General features: G+C 63.7%; 20 protein-coding genes and 3 tRNA genes. 12 read left to right on the forward strand and 11 right to left on the reverse strand.

Going from position 1 to position 26,691, the window contains the following annotated elements:
- The first annotated feature begins 244 nt into the window (after positions 1–244).
- Positions 245–682 carry a VOC family protein gene (locus tag AB5Y91_RS11190; RefSeq protein ID WP_111909834.1) on the forward strand — a complete coding sequence of 146 codons (438 nt, stop codon included), beginning with the start codon at positions 245–247 and terminating at the stop codon, positions 680–682.
- Between the two features lie 133 nt (positions 683–815).
- On the opposite strand, the gene fumC is transcribed toward AB5Y91_RS11190, so the two are convergent.
- Entirely contained in the window at positions 816–2,207 is a 1,392-nt protein-coding gene (fumC, locus tag AB5Y91_RS11195) for a class II fumarate hydratase (RefSeq protein ID WP_368169815.1), read from the reverse strand.
- A 122-nt stretch (positions 2,208–2,329) separates the two neighbouring features.
- Here fumC and AB5Y91_RS11200 point away from each other — a divergent pair, with 122 nt between their 5' ends.
- From AB5Y91_RS11200 to AB5Y91_RS11210, 3 genes are read left to right on the forward strand one after another with little or no spacing between them, the layout of a single operon-like run.
- Entirely contained in the window at positions 2,330–2,758 is a 429-nt protein-coding gene (locus AB5Y91_RS11200; protein WP_106885974.1) for a MarR family winged helix-turn-helix transcriptional regulator, read from the forward strand.
- 35 nt (positions 2,759–2,793) lie between these two features.
- Positions 2,794–3,861 (forward strand): HlyD family secretion protein, encoded by a 1,068-nt coding sequence (locus AB5Y91_RS11205; protein ID WP_163156221.1) that lies wholly within the window; start codon positions 2,794–2,796, stop codon positions 3,859–3,861.
- A 1-nt stretch (position 3,862) separates the two neighbouring features.
- Positions 3,863–5,401, forward strand: a complete 1,539-nt coding sequence (locus tag AB5Y91_RS11210; protein ID WP_139745948.1) for a DHA2 family efflux MFS transporter permease subunit — start codon at positions 3,863–3,865, stop codon at positions 5,399–5,401.
- An 87-nt stretch (positions 5,402–5,488) separates the two neighbouring features.
- Here the strand turns inward: AB5Y91_RS11210 and pepE are convergent, their stop codons facing one another.
- From pepE to AB5Y91_RS11225, 3 genes are all read right to left on the reverse strand, one after another.
- The gene (gene pepE, locus AB5Y91_RS11215) at positions 5,489–6,229 is read right to left on the reverse strand and encodes a dipeptidase PepE (RefSeq protein ID WP_106885977.1); all 741 of its coding nucleotides are present in this window, start codon (positions 6,227–6,229) and stop codon (positions 5,489–5,491) included.
- Positions 6,230–6,371: 142 nt separating this feature from the next.
- Entirely contained in the window at positions 6,372–6,983 is a 612-nt protein-coding gene (locus AB5Y91_RS11220) for a response regulator transcription factor (protein WP_368169816.1), read from the reverse strand.
- A 1-nt stretch (position 6,984) separates the two neighbouring features.
- On the reverse strand, positions 6,985–8,874 hold the full coding sequence (locus AB5Y91_RS11225; RefSeq protein WP_368169826.1) for a PhnD/SsuA/transferrin family substrate-binding protein: 1,890 nt from the start codon (positions 8,872–8,874) through the stop codon (positions 6,985–6,987).
- Positions 8,875–9,174: 300 nt separating this feature from the next.
- Here AB5Y91_RS11225 and dsrO point away from each other — a divergent pair, with 300 nt between their 5' ends.
- The 3 genes from dsrO to AB5Y91_RS11240 are packed head-to-tail and all read left to right on the forward strand — an operon-like array spanning position 9,175 to position 14,181.
- A complete protein-coding gene (gene dsrO / locus AB5Y91_RS11230) occupies positions 9,175–9,957 on the forward strand; it encodes a sulfate reduction electron transfer complex DsrMKJOP subunit DsrO (RefSeq protein WP_368169817.1) in 783 nt (260 codons plus the stop codon).
- A complete protein-coding gene (gene nrfD / locus AB5Y91_RS11235) occupies positions 9,947–11,074 on the forward strand; it encodes an NrfD/PsrC family molybdoenzyme membrane anchor subunit (RefSeq protein ID WP_368169818.1) in 1,128 nt (375 codons plus the stop codon). The genes dsrO and nrfD overlap by 11 nt, the downstream gene beginning before the upstream one ends.
- Complete coding sequence (locus tag AB5Y91_RS11240) at positions 11,074–14,181, forward strand: tetrathionate reductase subunit A (protein ID WP_368169819.1); 3,108 nt, start codon at positions 11,074–11,076, stop codon at positions 14,179–14,181. Before nrfD ends, AB5Y91_RS11240 begins: the two co-directional genes overlap by 1 nt.
- Before the next feature lie 60 nt (positions 14,182–14,241).
- Here the strand turns inward: AB5Y91_RS11240 and AB5Y91_RS11245 are convergent, their stop codons facing one another.
- Positions 14,242–15,615: an endonuclease/exonuclease/phosphatase family protein gene (locus AB5Y91_RS11245; protein ID WP_368169820.1), complete on the reverse strand. Its 1,374-nt coding sequence runs from the start codon at positions 15,613–15,615 to the stop codon at positions 14,242–14,244.
- Between the two features lie 229 nt (positions 15,616–15,844).
- Positions 15,845–16,582, reverse strand: a complete 738-nt coding sequence (locus AB5Y91_RS11250) for an EAL domain-containing protein (protein ID WP_168235691.1) — start codon at positions 16,580–16,582, stop codon at positions 15,845–15,847.
- 225 nt (positions 16,583–16,807) lie between these two features.
- Between AB5Y91_RS11250 and AB5Y91_RS11255 the strand changes: the two genes are divergently transcribed.
- The 4 genes from AB5Y91_RS11255 (at position 16,808) to AB5Y91_RS11270 (ending at position 21,751) form a co-directional block, all read left to right on the forward strand.
- A complete protein-coding gene (locus AB5Y91_RS11255; RefSeq protein WP_368169821.1) occupies positions 16,808–17,527 on the forward strand; it encodes a hypothetical protein in 720 nt (239 codons plus the stop codon).
- A gap of 29 nt (positions 17,528–17,556) precedes the next feature.
- Positions 17,557–18,045 (forward strand): CS1 type fimbrial major subunit, encoded by a 489-nt coding sequence (locus tag AB5Y91_RS11260; RefSeq protein WP_111909846.1) that lies wholly within the window; start codon positions 17,557–17,559, stop codon positions 18,043–18,045.
- Between the two features lie 80 nt (positions 18,046–18,125).
- Entirely contained in the window at positions 18,126–20,564 is a 2,439-nt protein-coding gene (locus AB5Y91_RS11265) for a CS1-pili formation C-terminal domain-containing protein (protein WP_368169822.1), read from the forward strand.
- 41 nt (positions 20,565–20,605) lie between these two features.
- Positions 20,606–21,751 (forward strand): hypothetical protein, encoded by a 1,146-nt coding sequence (locus tag AB5Y91_RS11270; protein WP_368169823.1) that lies wholly within the window; start codon positions 20,606–20,608, stop codon positions 21,749–21,751.
- Positions 21,752–21,757: 6 nt separating this feature from the next.
- On the opposite strand, the gene AB5Y91_RS11275 is transcribed toward AB5Y91_RS11270, so the two are convergent.
- Positions 21,758–22,393, reverse strand: coding sequence for a response regulator (locus tag AB5Y91_RS11275; RefSeq protein ID WP_368169824.1), 636 nt, complete (start codon positions 22,391–22,393; stop codon positions 21,758–21,760).
- Between the two features lie 94 nt (positions 22,394–22,487).
- Here AB5Y91_RS11275 and AB5Y91_RS11280 point away from each other — a divergent pair, with 94 nt between their 5' ends.
- Complete coding sequence (locus AB5Y91_RS11280; RefSeq protein ID WP_368169825.1) at positions 22,488–25,937, forward strand: transporter substrate-binding domain-containing protein; 3,450 nt, start codon at positions 22,488–22,490, stop codon at positions 25,935–25,937.
- A gap of 7 nt (positions 25,938–25,944) precedes the next feature.
- Here AB5Y91_RS11280 and AB5Y91_RS11285 read toward each other — a convergent pair whose 3' ends face one another.
- The 4 genes from AB5Y91_RS11285 to AB5Y91_RS11300 form a co-directional block, all read right to left on the reverse strand.
- Positions 25,945–26,211: a hypothetical protein gene (locus tag AB5Y91_RS11285; RefSeq protein ID WP_111909851.1), complete on the reverse strand. Its 267-nt coding sequence runs from the start codon at positions 26,209–26,211 to the stop codon at positions 25,945–25,947.
- A gap of 137 nt (positions 26,212–26,348) precedes the next feature.
- Positions 26,349–26,433 (reverse strand) — tRNA-Tyr (locus tag AB5Y91_RS11290).
- Between the two features lie 45 nt (positions 26,434–26,478).
- Positions 26,479–26,563 (reverse strand) — tRNA-Tyr (locus tag AB5Y91_RS11295).
- Between the two features lie 32 nt (positions 26,564–26,595).
- Positions 26,596–26,680 (reverse strand) — tRNA-Tyr (locus tag AB5Y91_RS11300).
- Positions 26,681–26,691: the final 11 nt, after the last annotated feature.

Below are 26,691 nucleotides of genomic sequence, written 5' to 3' on the forward strand. Positions count from 1 at the left end.
CGATACATGTTTTCACCGAAATATTAATGGGTTGTATGCATGTTTTCGGGATGGGTAACGAGGTGCAACCCTCGGCGGGGTCGGGTTGCTCTTTTTTTCATGAAATATCAGCCAGGTACTCATGGGGAAACGAGGGAAACCACCACTCAGGACTCACTGGTGTAGTGAACGACAGGGGTGGCGTCGGCTCTTCTATGCTGATAGCTGGCCTCGAAATCCGCTATCAATGACCAAGGAGCTCATCATGGCGCGTGTCAGTACCTATCTCAATTTTGCCCGGGAGACGGAGGCGGCCTTCCTCTTCTACCGCGAGGTGTTCGGCGGCGAGTTCAACGGCCCCATCCACAGATTCAAGGAGTCCCCCGGCTGCCCGGGTCAGCCGCCCCTGTCACAGGAAGATGGCGATCTGGTGATGCATGTGGAGTTGGCGATCCTGGGCGGCCATGTGCTGATGGGCACGGACGCCCCCGCCAGCATGGGATTCACCCTGGTGCAGGGCAACAACAGCTACCTCAACCTGGAGCCGGACAGCCGGGCCGAGACCGACCGGCTGTTTGCGGCCCTGGGGGAGGGCGGCCAGGTGGAGATGGCGCTGCAGGAGATGTTCTGGGGCGACTATTTCGGCTCTCTGGTGGACAAGTTCGGCACCCGCTGGATGTTCAACTGCCAGAGCAAGAGCTGAGACGGCTTTGCTAATGAAAAGGGCGCCATGGCGCCCTTTCTGTTTTTAACCGCCTCCATTTACCTGGTCCCACCATCTGGGCAGGCACCGGCATCTGACTCCCGGGGACTGAGTTGGCCCGAGGCAAGTTGGCCTATGGCTGCCGTCCTACCATGTCGGCGGGCACCACCCAGGCATCGAACTGCTGGGCCGTGAGGTGACCGGAGGCGATGGCCGCCTCCCGCAGCGTCAGTCCCTGGTGGTGGGCCAGTTTGGCGATCTCGGCGGCCTTGTCATAGCCGATGTGGGGGTTGAGCGCCGTCACCAGCATCAGGGAGCGGGCCAGCAGCTCGTCGATGCGCGCCCGGTTCGCAGCTATGCCGACGGCGCAGTGATCGTGGAAGCTCTGCATGCCGTCCGCCAAGAGGCGCACGCTCTGCAGGAAGTTATGGGCGATCATGGGCCTGAACACGTTCAGCTCGAAGTTGCCGCTGGCGCCGCCGATGTTGATGGCCACATCGTTGCCCATCACCTGGGCGCAGAGCATGGTGAGCGCCTCGCTCTGGGTCGGGTTGACCTTGCCCGGCATGATGGAGGAGCCGGGTTCGTTCTCCGGAATACTGAGCTCCCCGAGCCCGCTGCGGGGGCCGCTCGCCAGCCAGCGCACGTCGTTGGCGATCTTCATGAGAGAGGCCGCGAGCGTCTTGAGGGCGCCATGGGCATGGACCTGGGCATCGCTTGCCGCCAGGGCCTCGAACTTGTTGGGGGCGCTCACCAGGGGCAGGCCGGTCTGCTGTGCCAAGGTGTTTGCCACCGCCTCGGCAAAGCCGGGCGGGCAGTTGAGACCGGTGCCGACCGCGGTGCCGCCGAGGGCCAGCTCACACAGATGGGGCAGGGCGGCATTCAGATGGCGCTCCCCCTGAGCGAGCTGGGCGACCCAGCCGGAGATCTCCTGACCCAGGGTGAGGGGGGTGGCGTCCTGCAGGTGGGTGCGGCCAATCTTGATGATGTCGTCGAAGGCGGCGGCCTTGCTGGCCAGGGTCTGTTTGAGGGTGATGAGGGCCGGCAGCAGTTGGCCGGTGATGGCGGTGACTGCCGCCAGGTTCATGGCGCTGGGGAAGACATCGTTGCTCGACTGGCTCTTGTTCACCTCGTCGTTGGGGTGCACCAGCCGCGCCTCTCCCCGTTCGCCGCCGAGCAGCTCGCTGGCCCGGTTCGCCAGCACCTCGTTGAGGTTCATGTTGGTCTGGGTGCCTGAGCCGGTCTGCCACACCATCAGGGGAAACTCGGCGTCGTGCAGGCCGCACAGCACCTCGTCGGCGGCGGCCATGATGGCCTGGGCCTTGCGGGCGGGCAGCAGCCCCAGGGCGTGGTTCACCCTGGCGCAGGCGGACTTGATACGGGCGAGGGCATGGATGATCTCCATGGGCTGGCGCTCCCCCGAGATGTTGAAGTGGTGCAGGGAGCGCTGGGTCTGGGCGCCCCACAGTCTGTCCGCCGGGACGGCTATCTCCCCCAGACTGTCCCGCTCCATCCTGATATCCATGATGTTTCTCCTGCCGTTGAGGTGGTGGTCCCCAGCATGAACCCAAACGGCGGCCGGGGCCAGTTTGCATATATCGGCCCATGGCTTATAATAAGCAAAGCTTACTATATAGGTTGCATGCTATGAACAAACAACCCGACTCCCTCGGATTCCTGATCGGCGACGTACAGCGTCTGATGCGCCGTCAGTTCCAGCAGCAGCTGGAAGGCAGCTGTCTGACCCTGGCCCAGGCCCGCGCCTTGGTGCACATAGCGCGCCGCGAGGGGATACGTCAGGTGGAGCTGGCCGACGGCCTGGATATCCAGCCCATCACCCTGGCCCGCCAGCTGGATCAGCTGGCCGAGAACGGTCTGGTGGAGCGGCGCAGCGATCCCGGCGACCGCCGGGCCTATCAGCTCTACCTGACCGAGGCCGCAACCCCCTATCTGGCGATGATCAAGCAGGCGTCCGATCTGGTGCACCAGCGAGCCATCGGCGAGCTGGGGGAGGAGGCGACGGATGCGCTCTGTCACTCCCTCAAGATACTGCGCGCCAACCTCTCTCATCCCTGATTTCTCACTTTGACGCAACACAGCGGAGCGATTTTATGACCACTGACTCACCCTCCTCCCCCCGTCCCAAGATGAACCGGCGCCGTACCCGCCTGCTGCTGCTGGTGGTTGTACCGGCACTGGTCCTGGTCGGGGCGGGCGCCATTTACCTCCACGGCGGACGCTATGTGGAGACCGACAATGCCTATGTGAAGGCGGACAAGGTGCCCATCAGTACCGAGGTGCTGGGCCGGGTGGCCAAGGTGTTCGTCGCCGAGAACCAGCAGGTCAAGGCCGGTCAGCCGCTGTTCGAGCTGGACCCCGAGTCCTTCCGGGTCGCCGTGACCAAGGCCGAGGCCGAACTCGCCAAGGTGCGCACCGATCTGGTGGCGCTGCAGACCAGCTATCGCGGTCAGCAGGCGGAGATAGACGTGGCCCGCACGCGCCATGCCTATGCCCTGAAGGAGGAGCGTCGCCAGGCGGATCTGGTGGCCAAGCACTTCACCTCCACCGCCAACTACGATGACGCCCGCCAGCTCACCATACAGACAGCCCAGCAGCAGGTGGCGCTGGAGGAGGGGCTCAAGAAGATAGAAGCCTCTCTGAACGGTGACGTGAACCTGCCGGTGGAGCAGCAGCCCGCCTATCAGGAAGCCGCCGCCGGTCTGGCCAAGGCCAAGCTGGATCTGGCCCGCACCACCATCTATGCCCCCGCCAACGGCATCGCCAGCCAGCTGCCCAAGCCCGGCCAGTACAGCCTGGTGGGCATGACCGCCATGATGCTGGTGGAGACCGACAGCCCCTGGGTGGAGGCGAACTTCACCGAGACAGAGCTGACCCATGTGCAGCCGGGCCAGCAGGTCGACATCAGCGTGGACACCTACCCGGACGCCCGCTGGCACGGTGTGGTGGAGAGCCTGAGCCCGGCCACCGGCTCCGAGTTCTCGGTGATCCCGGCCCAGAACGCCACCGGTAACTGGGTCAAGATAGCCCAGCGCGTCGCGGTGCGGATCAAGCTGGAGGACGGGGCGGATCTGCCCACCCTGCGCGCCGGCCTGAGCGCCACCGCCGAAATCGATACCGGCCACCAGCGCACTCTGCCCGGCTTGTCAGGTCGAGGTTGATATGACGACAACAGATACGGAGGGCACAGACCAGGTCTCCCGCCGCACCTTCATCACACTGTCGGTGATGCTGGCCACCATAATGCAGGCGCTGGACACCACCATAGCCAACGTGGCCCTGCCCCATATGCAGGGGGCCATGGGCGCGACCCAGGATCAGATCTCCTGGGTGCTCACCTCCTACATAGTGGCGGCCGCCATCTTCATGCCGCTGACCGGCTTTATCTCGGCAAGAATTGGTCGGAAAAGGCTGTTTATGTGGTCGGTGGCGGGCTTTACCGTCGCCTCCATGCTGTGCGGCGCGGCCCAGAGCCTGGATCAGATAGTGCTGTTCCGGCTGCTGCAGGGGATCTTCGGCGCCAGCCTGGTGCCCCTCTCCCAGGCGGTGCTGCTCGATACCTATCCTCCCGAGAAGCACGGCTCCGCCATGGCGATGTGGGGCATAGGTGTCATGGTGGGCCCCATCCTCGGGCCGTCGCTGGGGGGCTGGCTCACCGAGTACTACAACTGGCGCTGGGTGTTCTACATCAATCTGCCGTTCGGCCTGCTGGCCTGGTTCGGGCTCGCCGCCTTCATCGAGGAGACCAAGCTCGATGCCAGCCGCCGCTTCGATCTGCTGGGCTTTGCCCTGCTGAGCCTGGGGATAGGGGCGCTGCAGATGGCGCTGGACAGGGGGGAATCCCAGAACTGGTTCGCCAGCCGGGAGATAGTGATCGAGACCGTCATGATGGTGATGGCCTTCTATCTCTTCGTGGTGCACATCTTCACCCATCCCCATCCCTACATAGAGCCGGCCCTGTTCAAGGATCGCAACTTCAGCGTCGGTCTGGTGTTCATCTTCATCGTCGGCATCATCTTGCTGGCGACCATGACGCTCTTGCCCCCCTTCATGCAGGGACTGATGGGCTACCCGGTGATCGACGTCGGCTATCTGCTGGCACCGCGCGGGGTCGGCACCATGTTCGCCATGATGCTGGTGGGCAGGCTGTCGGGCCGGGTGGACGTGCGCATCCTGATCCTGCTGGGGTTGCTGCTTACCAGCTTCTCCATGTGGGAGATGACGCTGTTCAACACCGACATCAGCAGCTGGGACATAGTGCGCACCGGCATAGTCCAGGGGTTGGGGCTTGGCTTCATCTTCGTGCCGCTCTCCACCATCACCTTCGCGACCCTGGCGCCGCGCTATCGCAACGAGGGCACGGCGCTGTTTAGCCTGGTGCGCAACATCGGCAGCAGCATCGGCATCTCTGTGGTCATCACCTACCTGGCCCAGCGCACCCAGATGAACCACGAGGTGTTCGCCTCCTACATCACTCCCTTCAATGCCGGTCTGCAGCAGGGGATGGGGACGGCGGCGCTGGTCACCCCCAAGGGGCTCGCCATGCTCAACGGCGAGGTGACTCGCCAGGCCAGCCTGCTCGCCTATTTGCAGGACTTCCGCCTGATGATGTGGGTCAGCCTGTGCGCCATTCCGCTGGTGTTGCTGCTAAAAGCCCCCAAGCGTGGCGGTGGCAAGGAGGCGCTGGCGATCCTGGAGTGAGGGCCCTTGCGGGGCCTCACTCCCGCGCGAGCAAACGTAAAGAGGGATGGCCTTGGCCATCCCTCTTTTCATTGCAGCGCCCCTGACTCAGATCTTGGGGATGAAGGGGGTGAGGGCGGCCAGGGGAGCGGCGTCCTCATACTCCTGGGTCGTCTCGCCGTGCTTGAAGATCTTGAAGCCTTCGCCGCGCACGCTCCAGTACTCGACGGTCTCGCCGTTGCTCTCGCCGCTGATCTGCAACAGGCTGGCTTCGCGCAGGGCCACCACGGATTCGCTCGGGTTGATGGCGCAGAACTCGGCGAGCCGCTCGTCCCGGGTCTCCCCCATGTGGCCGCTGATGCTGGCGTCCAGGTAGTGGGGATTGATCTGCAGCGGGAACAGGCCCAGCGCCGGCAACACGGCGGCGCTGCACACCGGCATGTCGTTGGTGGTGCGGATGCTCGGGGTCGCCACGTTGCAACCTGCGCTCCAGCCCACATAGGGCACGCCCCGTTCACGCACGGCGCGCTGGATGGGCACCACCAGACCGTATTCGTGCAACAGCTGGTTGAGGCGCCAGGTGTTGCCGCCGCTGATGAAGATGGCGTCTGCCTGGTTGATGGCCGCCACGGGATCGTCGAACTGGTGGATGCTGATGGTCTCCACCCCCAGGCTCTCGGCGAGATCCTGGGCGCGGGCATCCCAGTCGCTGCGGATCACCGCATAGGGGATGAGCAGGATGCGCTTGACCTGTTTGCGGGCGAGCAGGGTCTGCACCCGGTCGCGGGCCCAGCCGAGCAGGCCCGGGTGTTCGGTGGTTTTGCCATTGCTAAGCAGAAGCAGTTCCATGATGTCTCCTCGAAATAATGCGCAGGACCTAGGTCGGCCCTGATAAAGGGAAGGGGCTACTCTACCCCCAAGGCGGCGCCAAGTGTGTGATCTCGCCACGTTTTATGCCCCGGGGCTGGGGTTTGCCCATGGCGTGAGCGATTCAGGGCCGCCCATTGACCGCCGCATAGAGCAGCATCAGCTCGGCCAGGGAATCGACCTCGAGCCGCCTCATCAGGCTGGCGCGGCACACCTCGACGGTGCGCACCGAGATGCAGAGATCCTGCGCTATCTGCTGGTTCTTGTGGCCCTGGGCGATGAGCTGCAACAGCTGGTGCTCGCGGGGGGTGAGCCGCTCGAAGGCGTGTCTATGGGCTAAACGGGTGGCCGCACTCTGCGTCGCCTGCTCGGCCCGCGCTATGGCGGCGAGCAGGGGCGCCAGCTGCACCGGCTTTTGCAAGAAATCCACCGCCCCCTGCTTGAGGGACTCCACCGCCAGGGGCACCTCCCCGTGGCCGGTGAGAAACAGTATGGCGATGGGGCTCTGGGCCGCCTTCAGCCGCTGCTGCACCTCGGGGCCCGACAGCCCCGGCATGCGGCAATCCAGGATCAGACAGGCGGGCAGGCGCAGATCGACCTCTTCCAGGAAGCGCTCGCCGTCGGCAAAGCATCGCAGCTGCCGCTCGTCGCAGCTCTCCAGCATGAAGCGCAGGGAGTCGAGCACGGCCTCGTCGTCATCGACCAGATAGAGGGGAGGGCGGTCAACGTACTGCATATCAGCTCCTTGGATTGGGATGGGAAGCGGCCTCAAGCCGCTGCTGAGGGTCGGGCAGGGCCACCCGGGCCAGGCAGCCATGGGGGCTCAGGTTGCTCAAGGCGAGCTGGCCGCGATGACACTCGACCACGTCCCGGCAGATGGCGAGCCCCAGCCCCATGCCGTCGTCCTTGTCGCTGTGAAACGCCTGCTGCAGCCAGGCCTCTGGCATCCTCAGGCCGGGGCCGTTGTCGCGGATCTCCAGGATCAAGAGCGCCGCCTCGAAGCAGACAAGCAGCTCGACCCGGCCCGGCTCAGCCCTTTGCGCCGCTGGGCCGTCCGTTCGTGCCGCGCTCTCGGCGCCATTCTTGATGAGGTTCATCAGCAACTGCTCCACCCCTATGCCATCCAGGGGGAGCAGGCGCGGCTGCCCCCGCCAGCGCAGGGTGAAGGTGACGCCGAGGGGGGCCAGCATCTGACCGAGCAAGGGCTGCAGGCCCTCCACCAGGGCGACCAGGTCCGTGGGCTCGGCTTGGCGGGGGCGCTTTTGCAGCCGGGATCTCAGCCGGTTGACTGTCTGGTTGATGCGCTGGACCTGCAGGCCAATCTGCTCCAGGGCCTGGTGCAGGGGTTCCTGTGATGCGGCTGTGGCCGGATCCTGCCCCTGCCTCGCGAGGCGCAGCAGGGCACCCTGGCTGTAGTTGGCGATGGCGGTGAGGGGCTGGTTGATCTCGTGGGCCATGTTGGCGCCGAGTTCGCCGAGTTCGGCGAGGCGCCTGGCCTGCTCGAGCTGGCGCCCCTTGCGCTCAAGCTGACGGGCCTGATCGTCGAGCTGGCGGCGGCTGGCGAGCAGTCGGCGCTGGCTGCGGTTGAACAGCCGTTGCAGCAGCAGGTGGTGGCCGCCGAGCAGCAGCACCAGCGCCAGGGCGCCCCAGCCCCACTGCTGATGCTGGCGCAGCCAGTGCCAGGCCGATTGCCACCAGGGGCCCTGCAGGGGGTGGCGATCCAGCGCCTTGAGCAGGCGGTCGATGCCAAGCTGGCTGGTGGGTACTGTCCAGCCCGCCGAATCGGCGGCCATGGCTGCCTCGCTGTCTGCTGGCAGGTCGAACAGGGCTCGCGTCATCGCCAGAGCAAGCGCAGGGGAGGCCTGCTCCGTCTGGGCAAAGGCCCAGTTCGGGTAGAGCCGGGTCGAGCTCTGACAGCCAAAGCCCGCCGGCGCCTGGTTGTCCAGCACCCGAAAATCCGAGTCGGCGACCTTGCCCTCCCGCACCATGCGCTCCAGCTGGCAGACCGGCACTATGGCGGCGGCGACCTGGTCCGCCGCCAGCTGCTCGATGAGCCTGTCCAGGGGAAAGCCGGTGAAGCGCACGGCGGAGAAGAAGCGCTCCAGCCTGACCCCCTGCTCGTCCGCCTCGAAGCGGTAGGCGAGGTAGCCACCAAAGGCGTTTTCCGACACGGCGGCGACCGGCCGCCCCTCGAGATCCTGCCAGTGCCGGTAGGGGGCATGGGCGCGCACCACCAGGGCGGCGCCTATGGCGAGGTTGTCACCCCCCGCCGGGCTCTTGAGGGTGGCGAGCCAGGCCAGCGGATACTGGCGCGCCAGACTCACCGACTGGCCCGGGTTGGTGATGACAAAGTCGAGCCTGCTTTGCGCGACGGCCTCGGCCAGGGCATCGAGCTCCAGGGGCACCAGCGCGAAGCGCCGCTCTGGCACGCGATCATCCAGCCAGCCCATCAGCGGCTGCCACTGGGCCTTCGCAAGCGCCGGGCCGCGGGTCGCCAGCACGCCTATTCGCACCGGCTCTGCCAAAGCCTGCACCGGCTCGCTCTGGGCCAGCGCCGACTCTGTCTGGGGCGGCACAGGCCCGGCCAGGGAAGGGACGACCCAGATCCAGAGCAACAGGGCCAGCAGGGGCTGGCGGGCGAGCGATGAGGGGGCGTGACGGAACAGGGCGCTCTCCTTGGGCGGCTGATGGGGGGGTGGGGAAGCCAGTCTATCACCGGGACGGTGCGCTGGGCCGCCCAGGCGCCGTGATGGGGTGGCGAATGGGGCTTTGGTCACAGTTTGGCGGTTATGGGGCCGGTTTTATTGCGCTGGATCAACCCGGCTCCCGGTATGTGGAAAACCACAATAGAGGCGACTTGCTGCGTTGCGGACAATCAGCCCAACCCCCCTCTTGGGGGAAGCCAGCTCAGCAGAAGGAAAGAAGCCATGGAGCTCAGCAAGCGCCGATTGTTATCCGGGATCGCCGCCCTCACCGCAGGGGCGGCCTTGATCCCCGTGACTCAGGCCCAGTCCGTCCCCGTGCCCCGCAATGGGCGGGCGGCCATCAGCCGGGGGGATGGCCGCAAGCGCTACGGCATGCTGATCGACTTGCGCCGCTGCGTCGGGTGTCAGGCCTGCACAGTGGCCTGCACCATAGAGAACCAGCCCCCTCTCGGCCTGTTTCGCACCACTGTCAGCCAGTACGAGGTGAGCGACCTGGCGGCACTCGATGCCCCCGCCTCCCTCTTGATGCTGCCGAGGCTCTGCAACCACTGCGCCGAGCCCGCCTGCCTCGACGTCTGCCCCACGGGCGCCACCTTCCAGCGCGATGACGGCATAGTGGTGGTCAACAACGACTGGTGCGTCGCCTGCGGCTACTGCGTGCAGGCCTGCCCCTATGACGCCCGCTTCATCAACCACGAGACCAACACCGCCGACAAGTGCACCTTCTGCGCCCACCGGCTGGAGGCGGGGCTCTTGCCCGCCTGTGTGGAGAGCTGCGTCGGCGAGGCGCGCATCATAGGGGACTTGAACGATCCCAAGAGCCAGATAAGCCGGCTGCTGCGGGAATACGAGCCGGCCCTCAAGGTGCTCAAGCCGGAGGCCCATACCCAGCCGCGGGTCTTCTATCTGGGCATGGATGAGGCCTTCGTCAGCAAGATCGACGGCCATCCGGCGCAGCGCACCCTGCTCGGCGACGACGGCAAGGAGATAGCCCATGACCATTAACGAACTGCTGGCCCCGGATCAACCCATCACCTGGCTGCCCTGGGCGGTGCAATATTTCTTCCTCATCGGCCTCGCCTATGGGGCCCTCTGGCTGGGCGCGGCCGATCTGTGGCGCAAGGCGCCGGATCGGCGGCTGCAGACCCTGGCCGCCGTGCTGATGATGGGGGCAGGGGTGGTAGCGCCCATCGCCCTGACCGCGGATCTGCACCAGCCGGCCCGGGCCTGGCACTTCTACGCCCAGACCCGCTTCACCTCCATCATGTGGTATGGCGCCTACCTGCTGCCCCTGTTCAGCCTGCTATCCATGCTGTTTGGCTGGCTGCTGCTAAGGCCGAACCTGGCCAGGCGTGGGGAGGAGCGGGACAGGGTCGCCGCCCTGGCGCGGCTGCTCTGCCTGGGGAGCTGGTCCGGCGAGCGTTGGCTCAAGCCGCTGGCTTTGATGGCGGCTTTGAGCGGGCTCAGCATAGCCCTCTACACCGGGCTCGAGACCATGGCGGTGCAGGCGCGCCCGCTCTGGCATACCCCCTGGTTGCCCTGGCTGCTGGCGCTGAGCGCCCTGCTGGCGGCCCAGAGCGCCCTGCTGCTGCTCAACCGCCTGCTGACCGGCTGGCAGCAGGGCACGGAGGCTGGGCTGCTGCGCCAGATCCGCCCGACCCTGGCGCTGCTCGCCTTCTCCCTGCTGGGCTGGGCCCTGTTTGGCGGCGCCTCGGCGGCTGAGGCGAGTGCACTCTATCGGCTGGATCCTAGCTGGCGGCTGGCGGCCCACTGGTTGCTGCTGACCCTGGCCCTGCTCGGCCTGTTGCTGCTGGCGGGGCACCGATTCTCCACCCGCCTGCAAACCTGGGGCCTGGGGCTGCTGGCACTGCACCTGGTGTGGGGCCTGCGCTGGCTGGTGCTTATTCAGGGGCAGCTGGCACCGAAATATGGCGCCGGCGTCTATGTCTACCAGATCGCCTGGGGGCCGGCCGGGGTGCTCGGCATCCTCGGCACCTTCGGCCTGCTGCTGGCCCTGCTGGTGGCGCTCTCCGAGCTGGTGCGCGCCCCGGCTCTGCCATCCGTCACAACTTCATCTGCCACCCAGGCAGCCACCACCCATTGCGCTCGCGAGGCACTCTGATGGATCACAGCAAACGCAAGTTTCTAAAAGGGGCCGCCATCGCCGGGGGCACAGGGCTCTTCGTGGCCGGTTACAGCGACACCCTCAAGCAGGTGGCGAGCGGAGTGGCTACCGGCAGCTCGGGCAAGCCGACCCGGGATCCCATCCACGGCAACTCCCTGGCGGTGGAGTACAGGGTCGATGAGGGAGGGGAACTTCACCCCAACCCGGCGCAGCGCCTCGCCAACACCATGTGCCTCGGCTGCTGGACCCTGTGCGGGGTGCGGGCCCGCATCGACAACGAGAGCGACAAGATAGTGCGTATCCTCGGCAACCCCTATCACCCGCTCTCAGCCCTGCACCACATCGACTTCAAGACGCCGATCAAGCAGGCGCTGCTCGCTACCAGCGGCTATCAGGAGGGGGGCCTGGATGGCCGCTCCACCGCCTGCGCCCGGGGCAACGCCATGCTGGAGCAGCTCGACAGTCCCCACAGGGTCACCCGCTGCCTCAAGCGGGTCGGCCCCCGTGGCAGCGGTCGCTGGCAGAGCATCCCCTTCGAACAGCTGATCGAGGAGGTGGTGGAGGGGGGCGATCTGTTCGGGGAGGGCCAGGTCGAGGGGCTCAGGGCCATCCGCAACCTGGCCGAGCCGCTCGATCCCGCCAACCCGGAATACGGCCCCAGGGCGAACCAGCTGCTGGTGAGCAACGCCTCGGACGAGGGGCGCGATGCCTTCATCAAGCGCTTCACCTTCAACAGTTTCGGCACCCGCAACTTCGCCAACCACGGCGCTTACTGCGGCCTGTCGTTCCGGGTCGGGGCCGGCGCCCTGCTGGACGATCTGGAGAAGAACGCCCACCTCAAGCCCGACTGGGACGAGAGCGACTTCCTGCTGTTCATGGGCACCTCACCCCAGCAGTCCGGCAACCCCTTCAAACGCCAGTCCCGCCAGCTGGCGGCGGGGCGGGCACGGCAGGGCAAGCCCTTCTCCTATGTGGTGGTGGCGCCGAGTCTGCCGAACACGGTGAACATGCCGTCCGCCCCCGCCAACCGCTGGCTGCCCATCAGGCCCGCCACGGACTCGGCCCTGGCCATGGCCATGCTGCGCTGGATCATCGACAACGAGCGCTACGCCGAACCCTTCCTGGCGGCCCCCAATGCCGAGGCCGCCGAGCGGGCCGGCTATCGCGGTTTCAGCAACGCCAGCCATCTGGTGGTCTGCGACGAGTCGCACCCCCGCTTCGGCCAGATGCTGCACGCCAGCGATCTGGGGCTGCCCTTTGAGGGCGAGGCCTATGGCGAGGGGGATGCCGTGCTGGTGGTCGAAGAGGGGAGTGACGAGCCGACACCGGCCGGCCGTTGCGAGCGGGCCCGACTCTGGGTGGCGCGCAGCATTTCGACCCCGGGCGGGGCGCTGGCGGTCAAGAGCAGCTTCCAGCTGCTGGCCGAGGCGAGCCGGGAGCACTCCCTCGAGCAATACAGTGCCGAGTGCGCCGTGCCGGTGGCCGACATCAAGGAACTGGCGCGGGAGTTCACCAGCCACGGCACCCGGGCGGCGGTGATCACCCACGGCGGCACCATGAGCGCCAACGGCTTCTACACGGCCTGGGCCATCATGATGCTCAACGCCATGATAGGAAACCTCAACGCCCGGGGCGGCGCCGTGGCGAGCGGCGGCAAGTTTGACCCCTTCGGCGCAGGGCCGCGCTACGATCTGGCGAGTTTCCCCGGCATGGTGAAACCCGCCGGCGTCTTCCTGTCCCGCTCCAAGTTCCCCTACGAGAAGACCTCCGAATATCGCCGCAAGAAAGAGGCGGGGCAGAACCCCTATCCGGCTCACGAGCCCTGGTTCCCGATCTCGGGCCCCCTGCTCGGCGAGCACCTGACCGCGGCGGTGAGCGGTTATCCCTACCGTGCCAAGGCCTGGATCAACCACATGGGCAACCCCCTCTACGGTCAGGCGGGGCTGCACCAGGCCATAGGTGAACAGCTCAAGGACCCCAAGGTGCTGCCGCTCTTTGTCAGCATCGACAGCTTCATCAACGAATCCTCGGCGCTGTCGGACTACATAGTGCCTGACACCCTGACCTACGAGTCCTGGGGCTGGGCCACCGCCTGGCACGGGGTCATGACCAAGGTCTCGACCGGGCGCTGGCCTGTGGTGGAGCCTCGCGTCGCCAAGACCGCCTCGGGGGATCCGGTCTGCATGGAGTCCTTCCTCATCGCGGTGGCGAAACGCCTGGGGTTGCCGGGCTTTGGCGAGGGGGCCCTGAAAGGGGCGGATGGCAAGCTGTACGGTCTTCACAAGGCGGCGGACTTCTCCCTCTACGGGGCGGCGAACGTCGCCTATCTGGGTGAGCCTGTACCCGCCATTGGGCCTGAGGATCTCGCCTGGTCCGGGGTGGAGCGGATCCTGCCCACCCTCAACGCCACCCTGAGCGCGGAGGAGGCGAGTCGCGCCGCCTACCTCTTCGCCCGAGGCGGGCGCTTCGAGCCGGTCGCCAAGGGGCGCGACGAGGCGGGGCAGCCGAGCAAGCGCTGGCCCAAGCCCCTGATGCTGTGGAACCCGGCGGTGGGCAGCCGCCGTCACAGCCAGAGCGGCCAGTTCCTGAGCGGCACCCCGCGCTTCTTCCGTGCCCAGCTCGCCGATGGCACGCCGCTGAGCGAGGCGTTCAAGCCTGCCCAGTGGCCCCTGCTGCTCACCAGCTACAAGTCCCACACCATGAGCTCCATGAGCATAAGCTCGGATCGCCTGCGCCAGGTGCACCCCAGCAACGGGGTGCGGCTCAACGCCCAGACGGCGGCGCGCCTCGGCATAGTGAGCGGGGACAGGGTGCGGGTCAGTACCCCCAATGGCAGCGTGATCGGGCTGGCCGAGTGCGTGGCCGGGGTGCAGGAAGATGCCATCGCCATCGAACACGGCTTCGGTCACAAGGAGCTGGGGGCGCGGGAGCACTGGGTAGACGGCCAGCCGGTGGCGGCCAGCGCCCTGCGCGGCGCCGGGGTCAACCTCAACGATCTGGCGGTGCTGGATCCCAGCCGCCACGGCCGTTATCCCCTGGTGGACTGGGCCATCGGCTCCTCGGCGCGCCAGGGCTTGCCGGCCCGGGTCGAGAAGCTGGTCTAGCGCCAGATGCAAAAAAGCGGGGCCATCATGGCCCCGCTTTTCATCGAGTGATCCTGAACATCACTGGTCCAGTTCGATGTCCACCCACACCAGGCGGTGATCCGAGCTCACTCCCTTGGCGATGCCGAGCTGTGGGTCATACACCAGGTGGTAACCCGGCTCGAAGCTGGCGGGCCAGAACACGCCGGAGGCCACCGCGTTGAGGTTGGCGGAGGGGATCAGGTGATCGAGCTGCAGGCCGCTGCTGCTGGTGATGCGTTCCGGTGTGGTACGGCCGTTGTTACGCTTGCACTGATCCGGCTGGCTGGCGAGGCACTCGGGGCCCCCCTGGCTCACCGGGATCAGGGCGCCATTGGTGACCGCCTGGTTGACCAGCGCATGGTTGTGCAGGTTCTGGATGGCACTCAGATCCCCGTCACCCGCTTGCGGATCTGCGTTGAGATCCCCGGCGATGACGAAGCGGGCACCCGCCGGCAGACCGCCGGCCTTGCCCCCATCGTCCACCATGTAGCTGGCGCTCTCCACATAGTCCTGCCAGAAGGCAACCTCGGCCCTGTTGTGCTTGACGTTGTGGCGCGCCGCATTGCCGAAGATGGGGGGCGTGGGGTGGGAGATGAGGAAGTGGACCACCACCTCCTTGTTGCCTTGCTTGATGCGCACCGGCACGTCGGCGTGATTCTTGGAGGAGAGCGGGAACTGCGCCCAGGTCGCGGCGTCATACCAGGGCTCGCCGCACTGGCGACCGGCCGGGATCGGCGCCCTGGGGTTGTTGCAGTCGTCGATGACGGGGTTGGTTTCGCCCGGCATATCCTTCCACTTGAAGTGCTGGAAGGTGCGGATCTGTTTGGTGTCGATGGGATATTTCGACATCACCGCAAAGGCGTACTGGCCGTGGTAGTTGCCAAAGCCCCAGGCGTCGTCCGGCCCGCTGCTTAGCTTGCCGTCCAGGTTGAGGTCATGACCGCTCATCAGCCCTGTGTTGGTGGCGAAATTCTGCAGCACCGGGTAGCTGATGGCCTGCACCTCGCCGTGCTGGGCATGGGCCAGGTAGTTGTCGTTGAACGCCTTGAGATCCGTTGTGCTCTCGCCCTTGCCGTCGTTGTCGAATTCGTTCAGCAGGAACACATCCGGCCGGGTGAGCTGCACTATCTCGGCGATATTGCGGATCTGCTGCACGTTTTTGGCCTGGGTTATCTCGGCCTTGCCGAGGCTGGTGTCGCCCTCCTGGTAGCGGGCCAGCAGGGCGTCCTGGGCGGCGCGGTCCAGGGCCAGTTCGCCGGAGAGCATGCCGGGGGCGGTGCGATCGAAGGAGAGGTTGAAGGTAGCGAAGCGAACCATGGGATCTGGGGCCTTGGAGTCATTGTTGCTGTGACAGCCTGCCATCAATCCGAGGGAAATGGCAGCGGCGAGCAGGGTCTTGTGGCTATTTTTCATTGTAATATTCCGTAGCATCAATAGGTTATGCCAGGACACCGAAGAGGCCCAGGCGGGCCCATTATAGAGATGCTGATCTGAAACGGGCTCTGAATGAGCCAAAGTGTGAGTCCATTCACAGCCTGAAGAAGAGGAAGGGGCAGCCAGGCCCTGTGGTGGTACGGGCCTGGCCGTTCTGAATAAGCGCGAGGGCAAGAGGAGCCCCGGCTGACCCTCTGGTCCCGGGTGCCTAGGACCAGCGGGAGAGGGGGGAGGGCATGGCGTAGGCGTAGCCCTGCTGATAGTCGCAGCCGAGGCGGTTCGCTATCTCGACATGGAGCTGGGTCTCCACCCCCTCGCACACCACGGCCATGCCGAGGCGCTGCAGGTAGGCCACCAGGCCCACCAGCATCTTGAAGGCGTGTGAGGTGCGTGCCGCCTGCAGCAGCAGGGAGCGGTCCAGCTTGACTACCTCGTAGGGCAGGGCCATCAGGCGCTGAAAGTTGCACTCCCGGGAGCCGAAGTCATCGCAGGCGATGTGGGCGCCATGGGCGCGCAGCACCTCTATCAGCTCCCTGTATTGGCTCTCCAGCCGGGCGTATTCCAGCACCTCGAACCAGATGTCGATCCCCACCTTGCGTGCCTGCACCAGCACCAGCAGCAACAGGTTCTGATAGGTCGGGCTGGAGAGCGCCGGGTTGAGGTTGATGGAGAGCGTATAGGGCCCCCCCTTCGCCAGGACAGGCAGATCCCTCATGATGGCCCTGAGCATGACGATATCCAGATGCAGGGATTCGTCCTGGCTGAGGGAGGCAAAATCGATGCCTTTGTAACACTGGGCCACCGGATCCCAGCGCCTGGCCAGCGCTTCATAGCCCTTGACCTGACGGTCCCGACCTATAATCGGCTGGTAAAAGGGAACGGCGACATCCGCCATGGCCATCGTGGCCATGGCACTCATCGGATACTCTTCTTTGAACGCAAACATGGCTCTCACCTGATGGCGATGGATGGCTGCGCATAATACAGGGTGCAGCCACCCGGCAGCTGTAGGATTTATCTGATAATGAGCCTGCCGCCTGAAATTCAATATAGGATTATTCCGATTAACATCCCCCGGCATGCTGCATAAACTGGCCCCAGTAATATTCGAACGGCTCATTAATATCTTGTTCAAGCAATAGTGCCGCAATAAATTCAGTCTGGAATAAAGATGAGAAACCTATTTTTTATTTTGTTGCTGATGCTCAGCGGCAACGTATTGGCATCGGCCGAAATCAGCATAGGCACCCTATTTGACTATATGGCAGGTCAGCAGGGAACTTATTTAAAGCGGATCCGAAATCAGGGCGATACCACCGCCTTCGTCAAGGTAGCCATTCACGAAATAACCTATGACGGCGCCGGCCAGCCCCGTGAGTCGGCGGAGCTGACCGAAGGCAACCGGGCCCTGATCGCCAGCCCGTCGCGCCTGATCATCCCGGCCAAAGGGGTACAGGCTACCCGCTTGCTCTATATGGGGGCGCGGGACAAGGAGCGCTATTTCAGGGTTCGCTTTATTCCCGTGCTGCCCAGGAAAGAGGATGGATTCGATATGGATGACCAGAGTATTGATGCTCAGCAACAAGTCTCTGCCGGCGTAAATATATTGACCGGATTCGGCGCCATTATTTTTGTCATGCCAAAAGAGACCCGTTTTGATACGAAATTGATAGAGACCGACACCATGACCACAGTCGTGAATAACGGCAATGCCACCATAGTGCTGGACTTTTTCGAGGAGTGTGATGGACGTGCAAAAAACTGTTCAACACCAGGAAAAATTCATCTGTTGCCGAGCATGAAGAAGCAACTTGTGAAACAGAAAGATCACCTCTATCGCTTTGCGCTGATTGAGGGTGACCAGAGTAGAAACATGGTGATTGGACACTGATGTTTCTTGTTTATACAGAGGAGAGAGTAATGAAAGTATGGATTGTTGCGCCCCTGGCGATGCTGGTATCGGCCCATCTGATGGCGGCAGAACGCATTGAACATCAGGTCACAGTGACCGCCCAGATCCCGAGCGAGGCCTTCTATGTGCAGCCGACCGGTGGCGACAACTGGATGAGCACGCCGCAGAAGCTGGCCTACAACCCCTACACCAAGAAGCTGGACACGCTGAGCAAGCAGCTGGATGCCAAGAGCACCATAGGCGCCATCACCGGCTACCTGACCAACCCGGCCGTGATGGCCAGCGGCAACGACAACATTCCCCTGACCATCAAGGTGGGTGGTGTCGCCCTGTCGACCACCTCAGTCGAGGTGATGAAGGCAGAGGATGCCAAGACCGGCAAGTTGCTGGGACTGGAAGTGATCCCCGCCGACGCCCCTGTGGCCGGCTATCAGCCCGGCAACTATCAGGGTGTGGTGAACATGATGTTTGAATCGGAAGCGCCCAAAAAGCCCTAAGCAAATGACGGCGATTAAGTTCGGCTCCCTGTATCGGGGGAGCCTTTTTGTTTGCGCTGATGCCAAGAGTGAGATGACCCGTGCCCTATTTCTCTTTCCTGCTGGCGCTGGCCCTGCTGGGCCAGCCTGTCTGGGCGACTGAGGGTCGTGCCACCCAGCCCCTCGATGTGTTGCAACAAGCCCAAGACTTGCCTGATGGCTTTGCCGATCACTTCTTCGACGTCCCGCTGGCGGTGCGCATCCTGGTGGATGGGCAGTTGCTGGGGGAGGGCGAGATAGTGCTGGGCAAAGACACCAGCGTACAACTGCTGACCCTGACCGACGGCCACGAGAGTGAGCTGGACGAGCGCACACGCCAGCGCTGGGTCGAGGTGCTGGCCGTGCCCCACCGCCTGGGCCCGTGCCAGGGCGAGTGTGCCAATGGCGTGCTGGCCCTGGAGTACAGCCTGGAGAACTCCCAGCTCTCGGTGCTAACTACCCGGGTGGAGAGCGGATCACAGCAGGCTCGCTACCACCAGTTGCCTGCCGCGGGCAGCTATGGCGCCCTGATGCGCCATCAGCTGAACCTGACCCTGGGGGAGGAAGAGCAGCGCAGCGGCCGCTACAACCTGACGGCCCAGGGCAGCCTCGGCCAGTGGACCCCCTTGCTGGAAGGGGAGCTGAGCCAGTTTTCCGGCCAGCCTGCCCAGCACCATGTACAGCAGCTCTATGCCGAGCATGAGGGGGAGGGGCGCTTCTACCGGCTGGGCTATTTCTCCCCCTATGCCCAGGGGCTGGTGCGCCAGCCTGCCCAGTTTGGCGGCGGTACGCCGACCGTGCTCGGGGTCATGCTGGGGGATTCGGACACCCTGCTGGTGGAGCAGGGCAAGGCCAGCACAGTCCCGCTCTATGTCACCCCGAGTCGGCCCGGCATGGTCGAGATCTACAAGGATGGCTTGCTCATCAACTCCCAGCAGGTGGGCTCGGGGCTGCAGGCCCTGGATACCCGGGTGCTGCCCACCGGCATCTACGAGGTGGAGCTGCGGGTGCTGGAAGATGGCCAGGTCACAGAGCGGCGGCGGGAGATGATCTACAAGCCGGGCAACTGGCAAAACCCGGAGGAGGCCTGGCGCTTCAACCTGTTTCTGGGCCAGCAGACCCGGCTGCTCAGCGACCGGGAAGAGAAGCGCCCCGAGAGCACGAGCGGCGGCGTCATGCTCAACCACCTGCTCACCCCCTCGGTGATCCTGGGGGCATCCAGCCAGTATATCGACCAGCGCTGGCAGCATGGTCTCTCGGCGGACTGGAGCCCGGGCAACCAGTGGCGGCTGTTTGGCAACCTGATGGCGACCCAGGGGGTGGGCACCGGCTTCGATCTGCAGGCGCTCTATCACTATGGGGACGGCAGCCTGGTGCTCAGTCATCAGCAGCAGCGCTATCGGGGGCTGGGGGAGGGGGAGGCGCGTGACCTTGCCCAGAGCAACCTGTCGTTGCAGCAGCGACTCGATGAGAACCACTCCGCCAACCTCTATCTGGCGCACCGGGAGGGGCAGGGGCTGGGGGCCGATCTGGGCTGGCGTTACAACGGCGAGCTGCTCGGCCAGGGGGTGAGCTGGAACCTGACGGTGTTCGACCGCCCGGGCAGCATCAGCACCGACAATGCGCGGGACAGGGGAAGCATGCTCTCCCTGAGCATGAACCTGGGGGGAGAGCGCAGCCAGCTTGCCATCGGCCTTGGCAGCCGGACCTCCCGCTCCGGCGGGCAGGAGCGCAACGCCTCCCTCGGTTACCAGCAGTGGCTGGAGTGGGGCGCTTTGCAGAGTATCGGGGCCAACCTGACCACAGACAGCTATGGGGTCGGGATGGCGGGCCATGCCCGCTTTCAGGGGGCACTCGCCAGTGGCGACGCCCACCTGCTCTCATCTTCCTACAACCGGGCCTTGAGTGGCGGGCTCAACCTCGACAGCACCCTGGCCTTTGGCGATGAGGGCAGCCTGACCCTGACCGGTCAATCCCGGGGGTATGAGGCGGGCATGATAGTGGATCTGGAGTCCGACCTTCCCGAGCTGGCCCTGCGCGCCTATGACGATCAGGGAGGGAATGTGGTGCTGCGCCCCGGCCGCAACCTGGTGCCCGTCACCGCCTATCGCGGCGGTGCCGTACAGCTGGACATGGCGGGCGCCGAGTCGCCGTCGGTGACCATTCGCCCCAACCTGCTGCCCTATCACCTCAACAAGGGGGGGGTGGCCTATCACAGGGTGCGGGTGATGAAGACGGTGACAGTGATAGGTCGCCTGCTGGATGGGCAGGGGACACCGCTCAAGGGGGCCATGGTGGTCAACCACGCGGGGCGAACCGTCAGCGAGGCCGATGGCTTCTTTGCGGTGGAGATGAGCGAGCGAAACCCCAGCCTGCAGGTGGAATTCCATGGTGTGCAGCAGTGCGATCTGGCGCTGGATACGGCCCGTACCGAGCGTCAGCAGGATCTGTTGTTGCTGGGGGATCTGGTGTGCAGCCCCGAAATTTGGGCCAGCCAATAGGCCCTCGAACAGGAGTCGAAGATGAGAATGGAGATGAGGCGTTGTTGCTGGTGGCTGGCCCTGTTGATCGGGGGGCCGCCCAGGGCGCCACCCTGAATGTGACGGCGGAATATAACCCGGCGACCTATGAGGCGGGGGGAGCCAAGTTCATCAACACCACCCCCTGCACCCAGTTTCCGGACGCGACCGGCTTCTGGTGCAGCACCACGGCCACAGTGGAGACGCCCCAGGCCGTTCGGTTCGATGCCAATATCAAGCGAAAGGTGAAGGAGAGCAGCGACAGCCGGGAGGGAGTGCACTATCTCGGTTTTCCGGGCGCCCGTGACGTGACCCTGGTCAAGCAGGGCGGGGGAGCCTCCTACACCCTCAAATTTATCGTGACGTCGGTCGGCTCCGAGATGAATGTGGGCTCGGTGCCCGCAGACACCACTATCTCGGAAAAAGGGGATTGTGCTTACGTCAGTGCATGGAAGAACAGCTCGTCTCTGTTCGTCTATCGCAACGTCAAAGAGTCCGCCAGCGCATCCGGTGGCCGCTGCCATGGACAAAACACGGGCTCGGTGGGCAAGGATCTCAATATCAGTTCGATTTACCTGGGGTATAAATTGAAAGCCCCCAATCCACTGGCGATGGAAAATGGCACCTATACCGGCAAGCTGACATTATCCATGGGGCATAACCTGGACTTCGATTTTGGCGCCGGCACTTATACGGACACTCAGCTGACCGTGAATTTCACCATCAAGGTTCGCCATCAGATCAAGATTGATTTTCCGGCCGGCGGGAATCGCGTCGTCTTGCAGCCTCCGGGGGGATGGTTCCACTGGATTTATCGTACCCCGGATTATCTGGATGCGGTGTTGCCGGCGCGCTTCTGGGTCGCAGTGCCTTATCATGCCAGCCTGAGCTGCCAATATCTGAATGCACAGGGGGATGGTTGTCAGATAAAGAACGACAAGAATGGCCATAAAGTACCAGTCAAGGTGTATGGCACAGGCATCCGAAATCAGGAATGGCCTATCTATGCAGGAAAGAAAGACCTGTATTCATATCATAAAATATTGGCTGATAGTAATAGGCCATTCAGATTCGTCGTGGAAAAGAAATCCGTGCAAGAGATGATGAAATATTTTGGCAGCACTTATAAAGGTGATATCACCATCATCATCGATGTGGCCATCAATTAACCCTTATTACAGTCCCATCTCTTTTGCATAGTGAAACAGGGCGCTGTCGCTTTGCAGGCCGAGCCGCAGCATGGCGCTCTTTTTCTGGGTGCTGATGGTCTTGACGCTGCGATTGAGGTACTCCGCCACCTGGGTGACCGACATGCCGCTGGCCAGCAGGCGTACCACCTCGTTCTCCCTGGGGGTGAGCTGTACCGAGGGGGGCTGGTGCAGCAACCCGGCCTCTGCCAGCACGGCGTTGACCGAGTTGCCTATATAGTGCTGACCTGCCTTTATCTGGCGAATGGCCTCCGTCAATTCATTGAGCACGGCCTTCTTGAGAATGATGCCGCTCACCCCCGACTGGGCAAGTGATTGCAAGATACCGGCGTTGTGTATCTGGGTCAGCACTATGATGGGCAGCTCGGGATATTCCCGTCGCAATTGCTGGATCATGGCCAGACCATCGCAGCGTTCATCCCCCGGCATGCTGAAATCGGTGATCAGCAGGTCGCAGCTATGTTGCTGCAATGTTTTCAATAATTCAGAAACCTGATGGGCCTCGGCAACAATATCGCAACCGATGTGACTCTGGGTAATGAGGCTGCGGATCCCGGCCAGTATCAACGGATGATCATCGGCGAGAATGATTTTGAAAGACATGATTGAGCCTCATATAAATCAATGAATAATATTCAGGGTGTTAAACATGTGGATTATATAATACTTTATGCGCCGATTTTTTCCGAGCAATAAAATGAAACATGTTCCCCAGCTTGCTGACAGGGTGAGGTGTTACCCCTCGATATTATTTAGACTTGCCACCTTAGTACTGCTATTTAATTTAGTCCTATATTGCCACTCTGCTATCGCCGCCAGCAAGCCCCCTTTGCAAGTGATAAAAGTGGGTGTGCTGAAAGGTGGCTGGGGGCCATTTCAGCAATGGGATGGAAATAATGGCAGCGGCTTCAGTGTGGAGCTGATGGCCTTATTGGCCAAGAATCTTGACTATCGCATCGAATGGAAAGCCTATACGGACTGGCGTCATCTATATAAGGCGAGCTGTCGCGGTGACGTCGATATTTTGCTGGATGCCTTTCGCGCCGACGAGCGCAAGTGTATCTCCTACAGCCGACCCTATTATTCATCCCCGACCGTGGTGGTGGTGCGCCACGACAGCCCCCTGTTTCGGGATGTCAGCGGCCTGAGTCAGGCCAGGATCGCCGTCGAGATCGGGTTTCTGACGGACAAGCTGATCCGGCTGCATTATCCGTCGGTCTCCCGCATCCTGTTTTCCGATTCGAGCTCGGCCCTGCGCGCCGTGCTGGAGGGGAAGGCCGATGCCTACATTGGCAACCTGCATGTCACCAACGAGTTCATCGGGCAGCACCCTGAGCTGGCCGTGGTGGCCCAGTCCCCCCTCTTGATGGAGAGCCTACATCTGGGAGTCAGCAGGCATAAACCCAGTCTGGGGGTGCGGCTCGATACCGCCATCCAGGCCCTGACGGTGGAGGAGCGCACCGAGCTTGAACGGCGCTGGCTGGGGGATAGCCGCCTGAGTTTTCAAGGCCATAGCGGCTTCTTGCTGCGACCGGATGAGCGGGAGTGGCTCGCTCAGTTGCCCCCGCTCAGAGTCGGCCTGCTCGAGGGCTGGGCACCCTTCTCGTTTTTGGACAGTCAGGGGCGGGTGAGCGGGCTCATCGACGACTACCTCGGCCTGTTCAAGGAGAAGCTGGGTCTGGCCTATCGCCATCGAACGGACCCAAGCCGCTCGGCCCTGTTGCAGGCGCAGATCCACCAGGAGGTGGATCTGATAGTGCTGCCCCTTCGCGTCAGCCAGCGGCTCACCGGCTGGCAGGTGAGCCGGCCTATTGCGTCCTTCCCCGTGGTCATCGCCACTGCCCGTGGCAGCAACAGCATTGGGGGCTTTGCCGAACTGGCGGGCAAGCAGCTGATCGTGACCGATCGCATGCTGGTGAGCGAGCTGAAGGCACGTATCCCCCATGTCATCGTTACTGTGGTGTCCGGCCCTGAGGAGGGGTTGGCCATGGTGGCCGCCGGTCGTGGGGATGCCTATGTGGGCAACCTGGCCGTGCTCTCCCGGGTGATTGATGAGCGCTTCGGCGACAATCTGCACATAGTCGCACCCACCCCGTTTCGGGACGAACTGGTGGTGGCGGTGCGCGAGTCCTATGCCCCCTTGCTGCCGCTGATCAACCGGGTGCTGGTGAGCATGAGCGACAAGGAGAAACAGCAGATCCGCAATACCTGGCTGGCCTTGAACTACAGCGAAGGTATCCCGTGGCAGAAGCTGCTGCGCACCCTGATCCCCCTAGGGGCCGGTGTCCTGCTCTTCATCCTCATCCTCAGCATCGCCTACTGGCGCCTGCACCGGGAGATAAGGCGCCGCCGCGAGGTGGAGGCGGCACTCGCCCATGCCAAGGAGCTGGCGGAGCGGGCCGCCAGCAAGAAGGCCGAGTTTCTGGCGACCATGAGCCACGAGATCCGCACCCCCATGAACGGCATCCTCGGCATGGCGGAGCAGTTGAGCTTTACCCCGCTGGATCTCGAGCAGCGCCAGATGGTCGCCATCATCAACCAGGGGGCTGAGGGGCTGCTGCAGCTCATCGGCAATGTGCTGGATTACGCCAAACTGGATGCGGGCAAGATGCAGCTGGCGCCCACCTCCTTCCTGCTGCGGGAGCTGGCCGACAATGTGCTCACCATGATCAGCAGCGAGGTGGAGCGCAAGGGGCTGCAGATCTATCTGCGGGTGGATGATGAGGTGGGGGCGCGCTTCAACGGGGATGTACTCAGGCTCAAGCAAGTCTTGTTCAATCTGGTGAGCAATGCGGTCAAGTTCACCGAGCGTGGTTTTATCGAGCTGTCGATAAGCCAGGAGTGGCAGAGTGCCGGTGAACAGCGGCTGCTGTTCGGGGTGCAGGACACCGGCATCGGCATGAGTGCCGAGGTGCAGGCCCGCATCTTCAATGCGTTTGAACAGGCCGACGGTGCCACTACCCGCAATCATGGCGGCACCGGGCTTGGGCTCAGCATCAGCCACACCCTGGCGGAGTTGATGGAAGGGACGCTCAGGCTGGAGAGTGCCCCCGGGGTGGGGACCTTTATCGGCCTCTCCGTCACCCTGGGGCTCGAGCGGCAGAAGGAGTGTGATCCTCTCCTGGCCGGATTGCGGGCCTTCCTGGCCGTGGATGATGAGAGGTTGCGTCATACCCTGCGCCAGCACCTGTTGTCACTGGGGGGGCAGACATGGAATGAGCCGGGAGGGGCCGATCTCATCTTCGGCGAGGCGCGGGATCTGCCGGACAACGGCATCTGCATCGCCCCCCTTGGCAATGTGCTGGGCTATCAGCGGCGAGACGGAGCCTACTGGCTCAACAGCAATCCCCTGACCTGGCAGGCGGTGCGGGAGGTCTGTCATCGTCAACTCGGCCTGGGCGAGGAGGCCCCCTTGCCTGCGGCTTCGCCCCTGACAGAGGCCTCCCTGCCGCTGCCCGCTCGGGTGCTGGTGGTGGAAGACAATCCCCTCAACCAGACCCTGATCCGGCGTCAGCTCAGGCAGCTGGATCTGGGGTGCGATCTGGCTGAGCATGGCGGGCAGGCACTCCTCATGCTGGAGCAGCAGCCATATGAGCTCATCCTGTGCGACTGCCAGATGCCGGTGATGGACGGCTACGACTTTACCCGCAGGGTGCGCGCCACCCGGGACCTGGCCTCCCTTCCCATCATCGCCATGACCGCCAATGTGATGCCGGAGCAGGGGCAGCGTTATCTGGCCGCCGGGATGAACGATGTGCTGGGCAAGCCGGTGCTGCTGGAGGGGCTGCGTGGCATGCTGATGAAATGGCACCTGCTGCCGTCCCCCGGTCTGCTGGATGTGGCCGCGTTGCAGCGCCTGTTCGGGACGGGTGAATCCTTCACGCAGATGCTGGGCCAGTTTTGCGAGGAGCTAGCGCAATCCCTGGCACAGGTGCAGGAGAACGACAAGGCGCTGGCAGACTGGGTGCATCGCCAGGCGGGCACCATCTCCATGATGATGGTCGAGGATCTGGCGCAGCAGGCCTGGCATCTGGAGGAGAAGATCCGTCGGCAGGGGGCGGGGGAGTGCGAAGCCGAATTGAGGGAATTCAGGGCACTGCTTGGACGTATAGTCGAGGAGCTGAGGGGGCTTCTCCCTCGTGCCTGAGGCTGCCTCAGCGGGCTGCCATGGCCTGCTGGGTGTGCTGGCTCGGAACCGCGTGCATGGCCTGGGCCAGCCACTCCCAGTCGAGTTTGGGGGATCCTGCCTTGAAGCGCTGGTAGGCCTGGCCCTGCGCAACGGTCAGGAACAGGGTGCTTGGCAGGCCGAGGCGGTTGAGATAGCGCACCATGACGTCACCCTGATAATGGCGCAGCCGTTGTTGCAGCTCGGGCAGCGTCAACCCTTGCTCCCGGCCCCTTTCATCCCAGATTTCAAACATGTGAGGGCGCTCCTTGCGATTCGAGGCATTCACTGTTTCGAAAAAGCGGGGGCAGGGCAATTGTCAGATCTGACAGTGTCAAATGACCACTGGTCATAAATGCGAAAACCCGGCGCCAGGCCGGGTTTTCTGAAGGATGGTGGAGGGAGAAGGATTCGAACCTTCGAAGGCAGAGCCGTCAGATTTACAGTCTGATCCCTTTGGCCGCTCGGGAACCCCTCCACAGGGGTACTACTTTTTACAGGCCTTTCACGCAATGCAGGAAGATGGTGGAGGGAGAAGGATTCGAACCTTCGAAGGCAGAGCCGTCAGATTTACAGTCTGATCCCTTTGGCCGCTCGGGAACCCCTCCACGGGGTATTTTCCTGATTGTTCGCACTTGAATGGTGGAGGGAGAAGGATTCGAACCTTCGAAGGCAGAGCCGTCAGATTTACAGTCTGATCCCTTTGGCCGCTCGGGAACCCCTCCCCAAGTGCGAG

This window comes from Aeromonas sp. R4-3 (genome assembly GCF_040908275.1).
Taxonomy (GTDB): domain Bacteria; phylum Pseudomonadota; class Gammaproteobacteria; order Enterobacterales; family Aeromonadaceae; genus Aeromonas; species Aeromonas rivipollensis.

Excerpts from the sequence above, each read along its gene's own strand:
- AB5Y91_RS11190 (WP_111909834.1), top strand. The coding sequence starts at position 245 with ATGGCGCGTGTCAGTACCTATCTCAATTTTGCCCGGGAGACGGAGGCG.
- fumC (WP_368169815.1), bottom strand. The coding sequence starts at position 2,207 with ATGGATATCAGGATGGAGCGGGACAGTCTGGGGGAGATAGCCGTCCCG.
- AB5Y91_RS11200 (WP_106885974.1), top strand. The coding sequence starts at position 2,330 with ATGAACAAACAACCCGACTCCCTCGGATTCCTGATCGGCGACGTACAG.
- AB5Y91_RS11205 (WP_163156221.1), top strand. The coding sequence starts at position 2,794 with ATGACCACTGACTCACCCTCCTCCCCCCGTCCCAAGATGAACCGGCGC.
- AB5Y91_RS11210 (WP_139745948.1), top strand. The coding sequence starts at position 3,863 with ATGACGACAACAGATACGGAGGGCACAGACCAGGTCTCCCGCCGCACC.
- pepE (WP_106885977.1), bottom strand. The coding sequence starts at position 6,229 with ATGGAACTGCTTCTGCTTAGCAATGGCAAAACCACCGAACACCCGGGC.
- AB5Y91_RS11220 (WP_368169816.1), bottom strand. The coding sequence starts at position 6,983 with ATGCAGTACGTTGACCGCCCTCCCCTCTATCTGGTCGATGACGACGAG.
- dsrO (WP_368169817.1), top strand. The coding sequence starts at position 9,175 with ATGGAGCTCAGCAAGCGCCGATTGTTATCCGGGATCGCCGCCCTCACC.
- nrfD (WP_368169818.1), top strand. The coding sequence starts at position 9,947 with ATGACCATTAACGAACTGCTGGCCCCGGATCAACCCATCACCTGGCTG.
- AB5Y91_RS11240 (WP_368169819.1), top strand. The coding sequence starts at position 11,074 with ATGGATCACAGCAAACGCAAGTTTCTAAAAGGGGCCGCCATCGCCGGG.
- AB5Y91_RS11245 (WP_368169820.1), bottom strand. The coding sequence starts at position 15,615 with ATGAAAAATAGCCACAAGACCCTGCTCGCCGCTGCCATTTCCCTCGGA.
- AB5Y91_RS11250 (WP_168235691.1), bottom strand. The coding sequence starts at position 16,582 with ATGTTTGCGTTCAAAGAAGAGTATCCGATGAGTGCCATGGCCACGATG.
- AB5Y91_RS11255 (WP_368169821.1), top strand. The coding sequence starts at position 16,808 with ATGAGAAACCTATTTTTTATTTTGTTGCTGATGCTCAGCGGCAACGTA.
- AB5Y91_RS11260 (WP_111909846.1), top strand. The coding sequence starts at position 17,557 with ATGAAAGTATGGATTGTTGCGCCCCTGGCGATGCTGGTATCGGCCCAT.
- AB5Y91_RS11275 (WP_368169824.1), bottom strand. The coding sequence starts at position 22,393 with ATGTCTTTCAAAATCATTCTCGCCGATGATCATCCGTTGATACTGGCC.
- AB5Y91_RS11280 (WP_368169825.1), top strand. The coding sequence starts at position 22,488 with ATGAAACATGTTCCCCAGCTTGCTGACAGGGTGAGGTGTTACCCCTCG.
- AB5Y91_RS11285 (WP_111909851.1), bottom strand. The coding sequence starts at position 26,211 with ATGTTTGAAATCTGGGATGAAAGGGGCCGGGAGCAAGGGTTGACGCTG.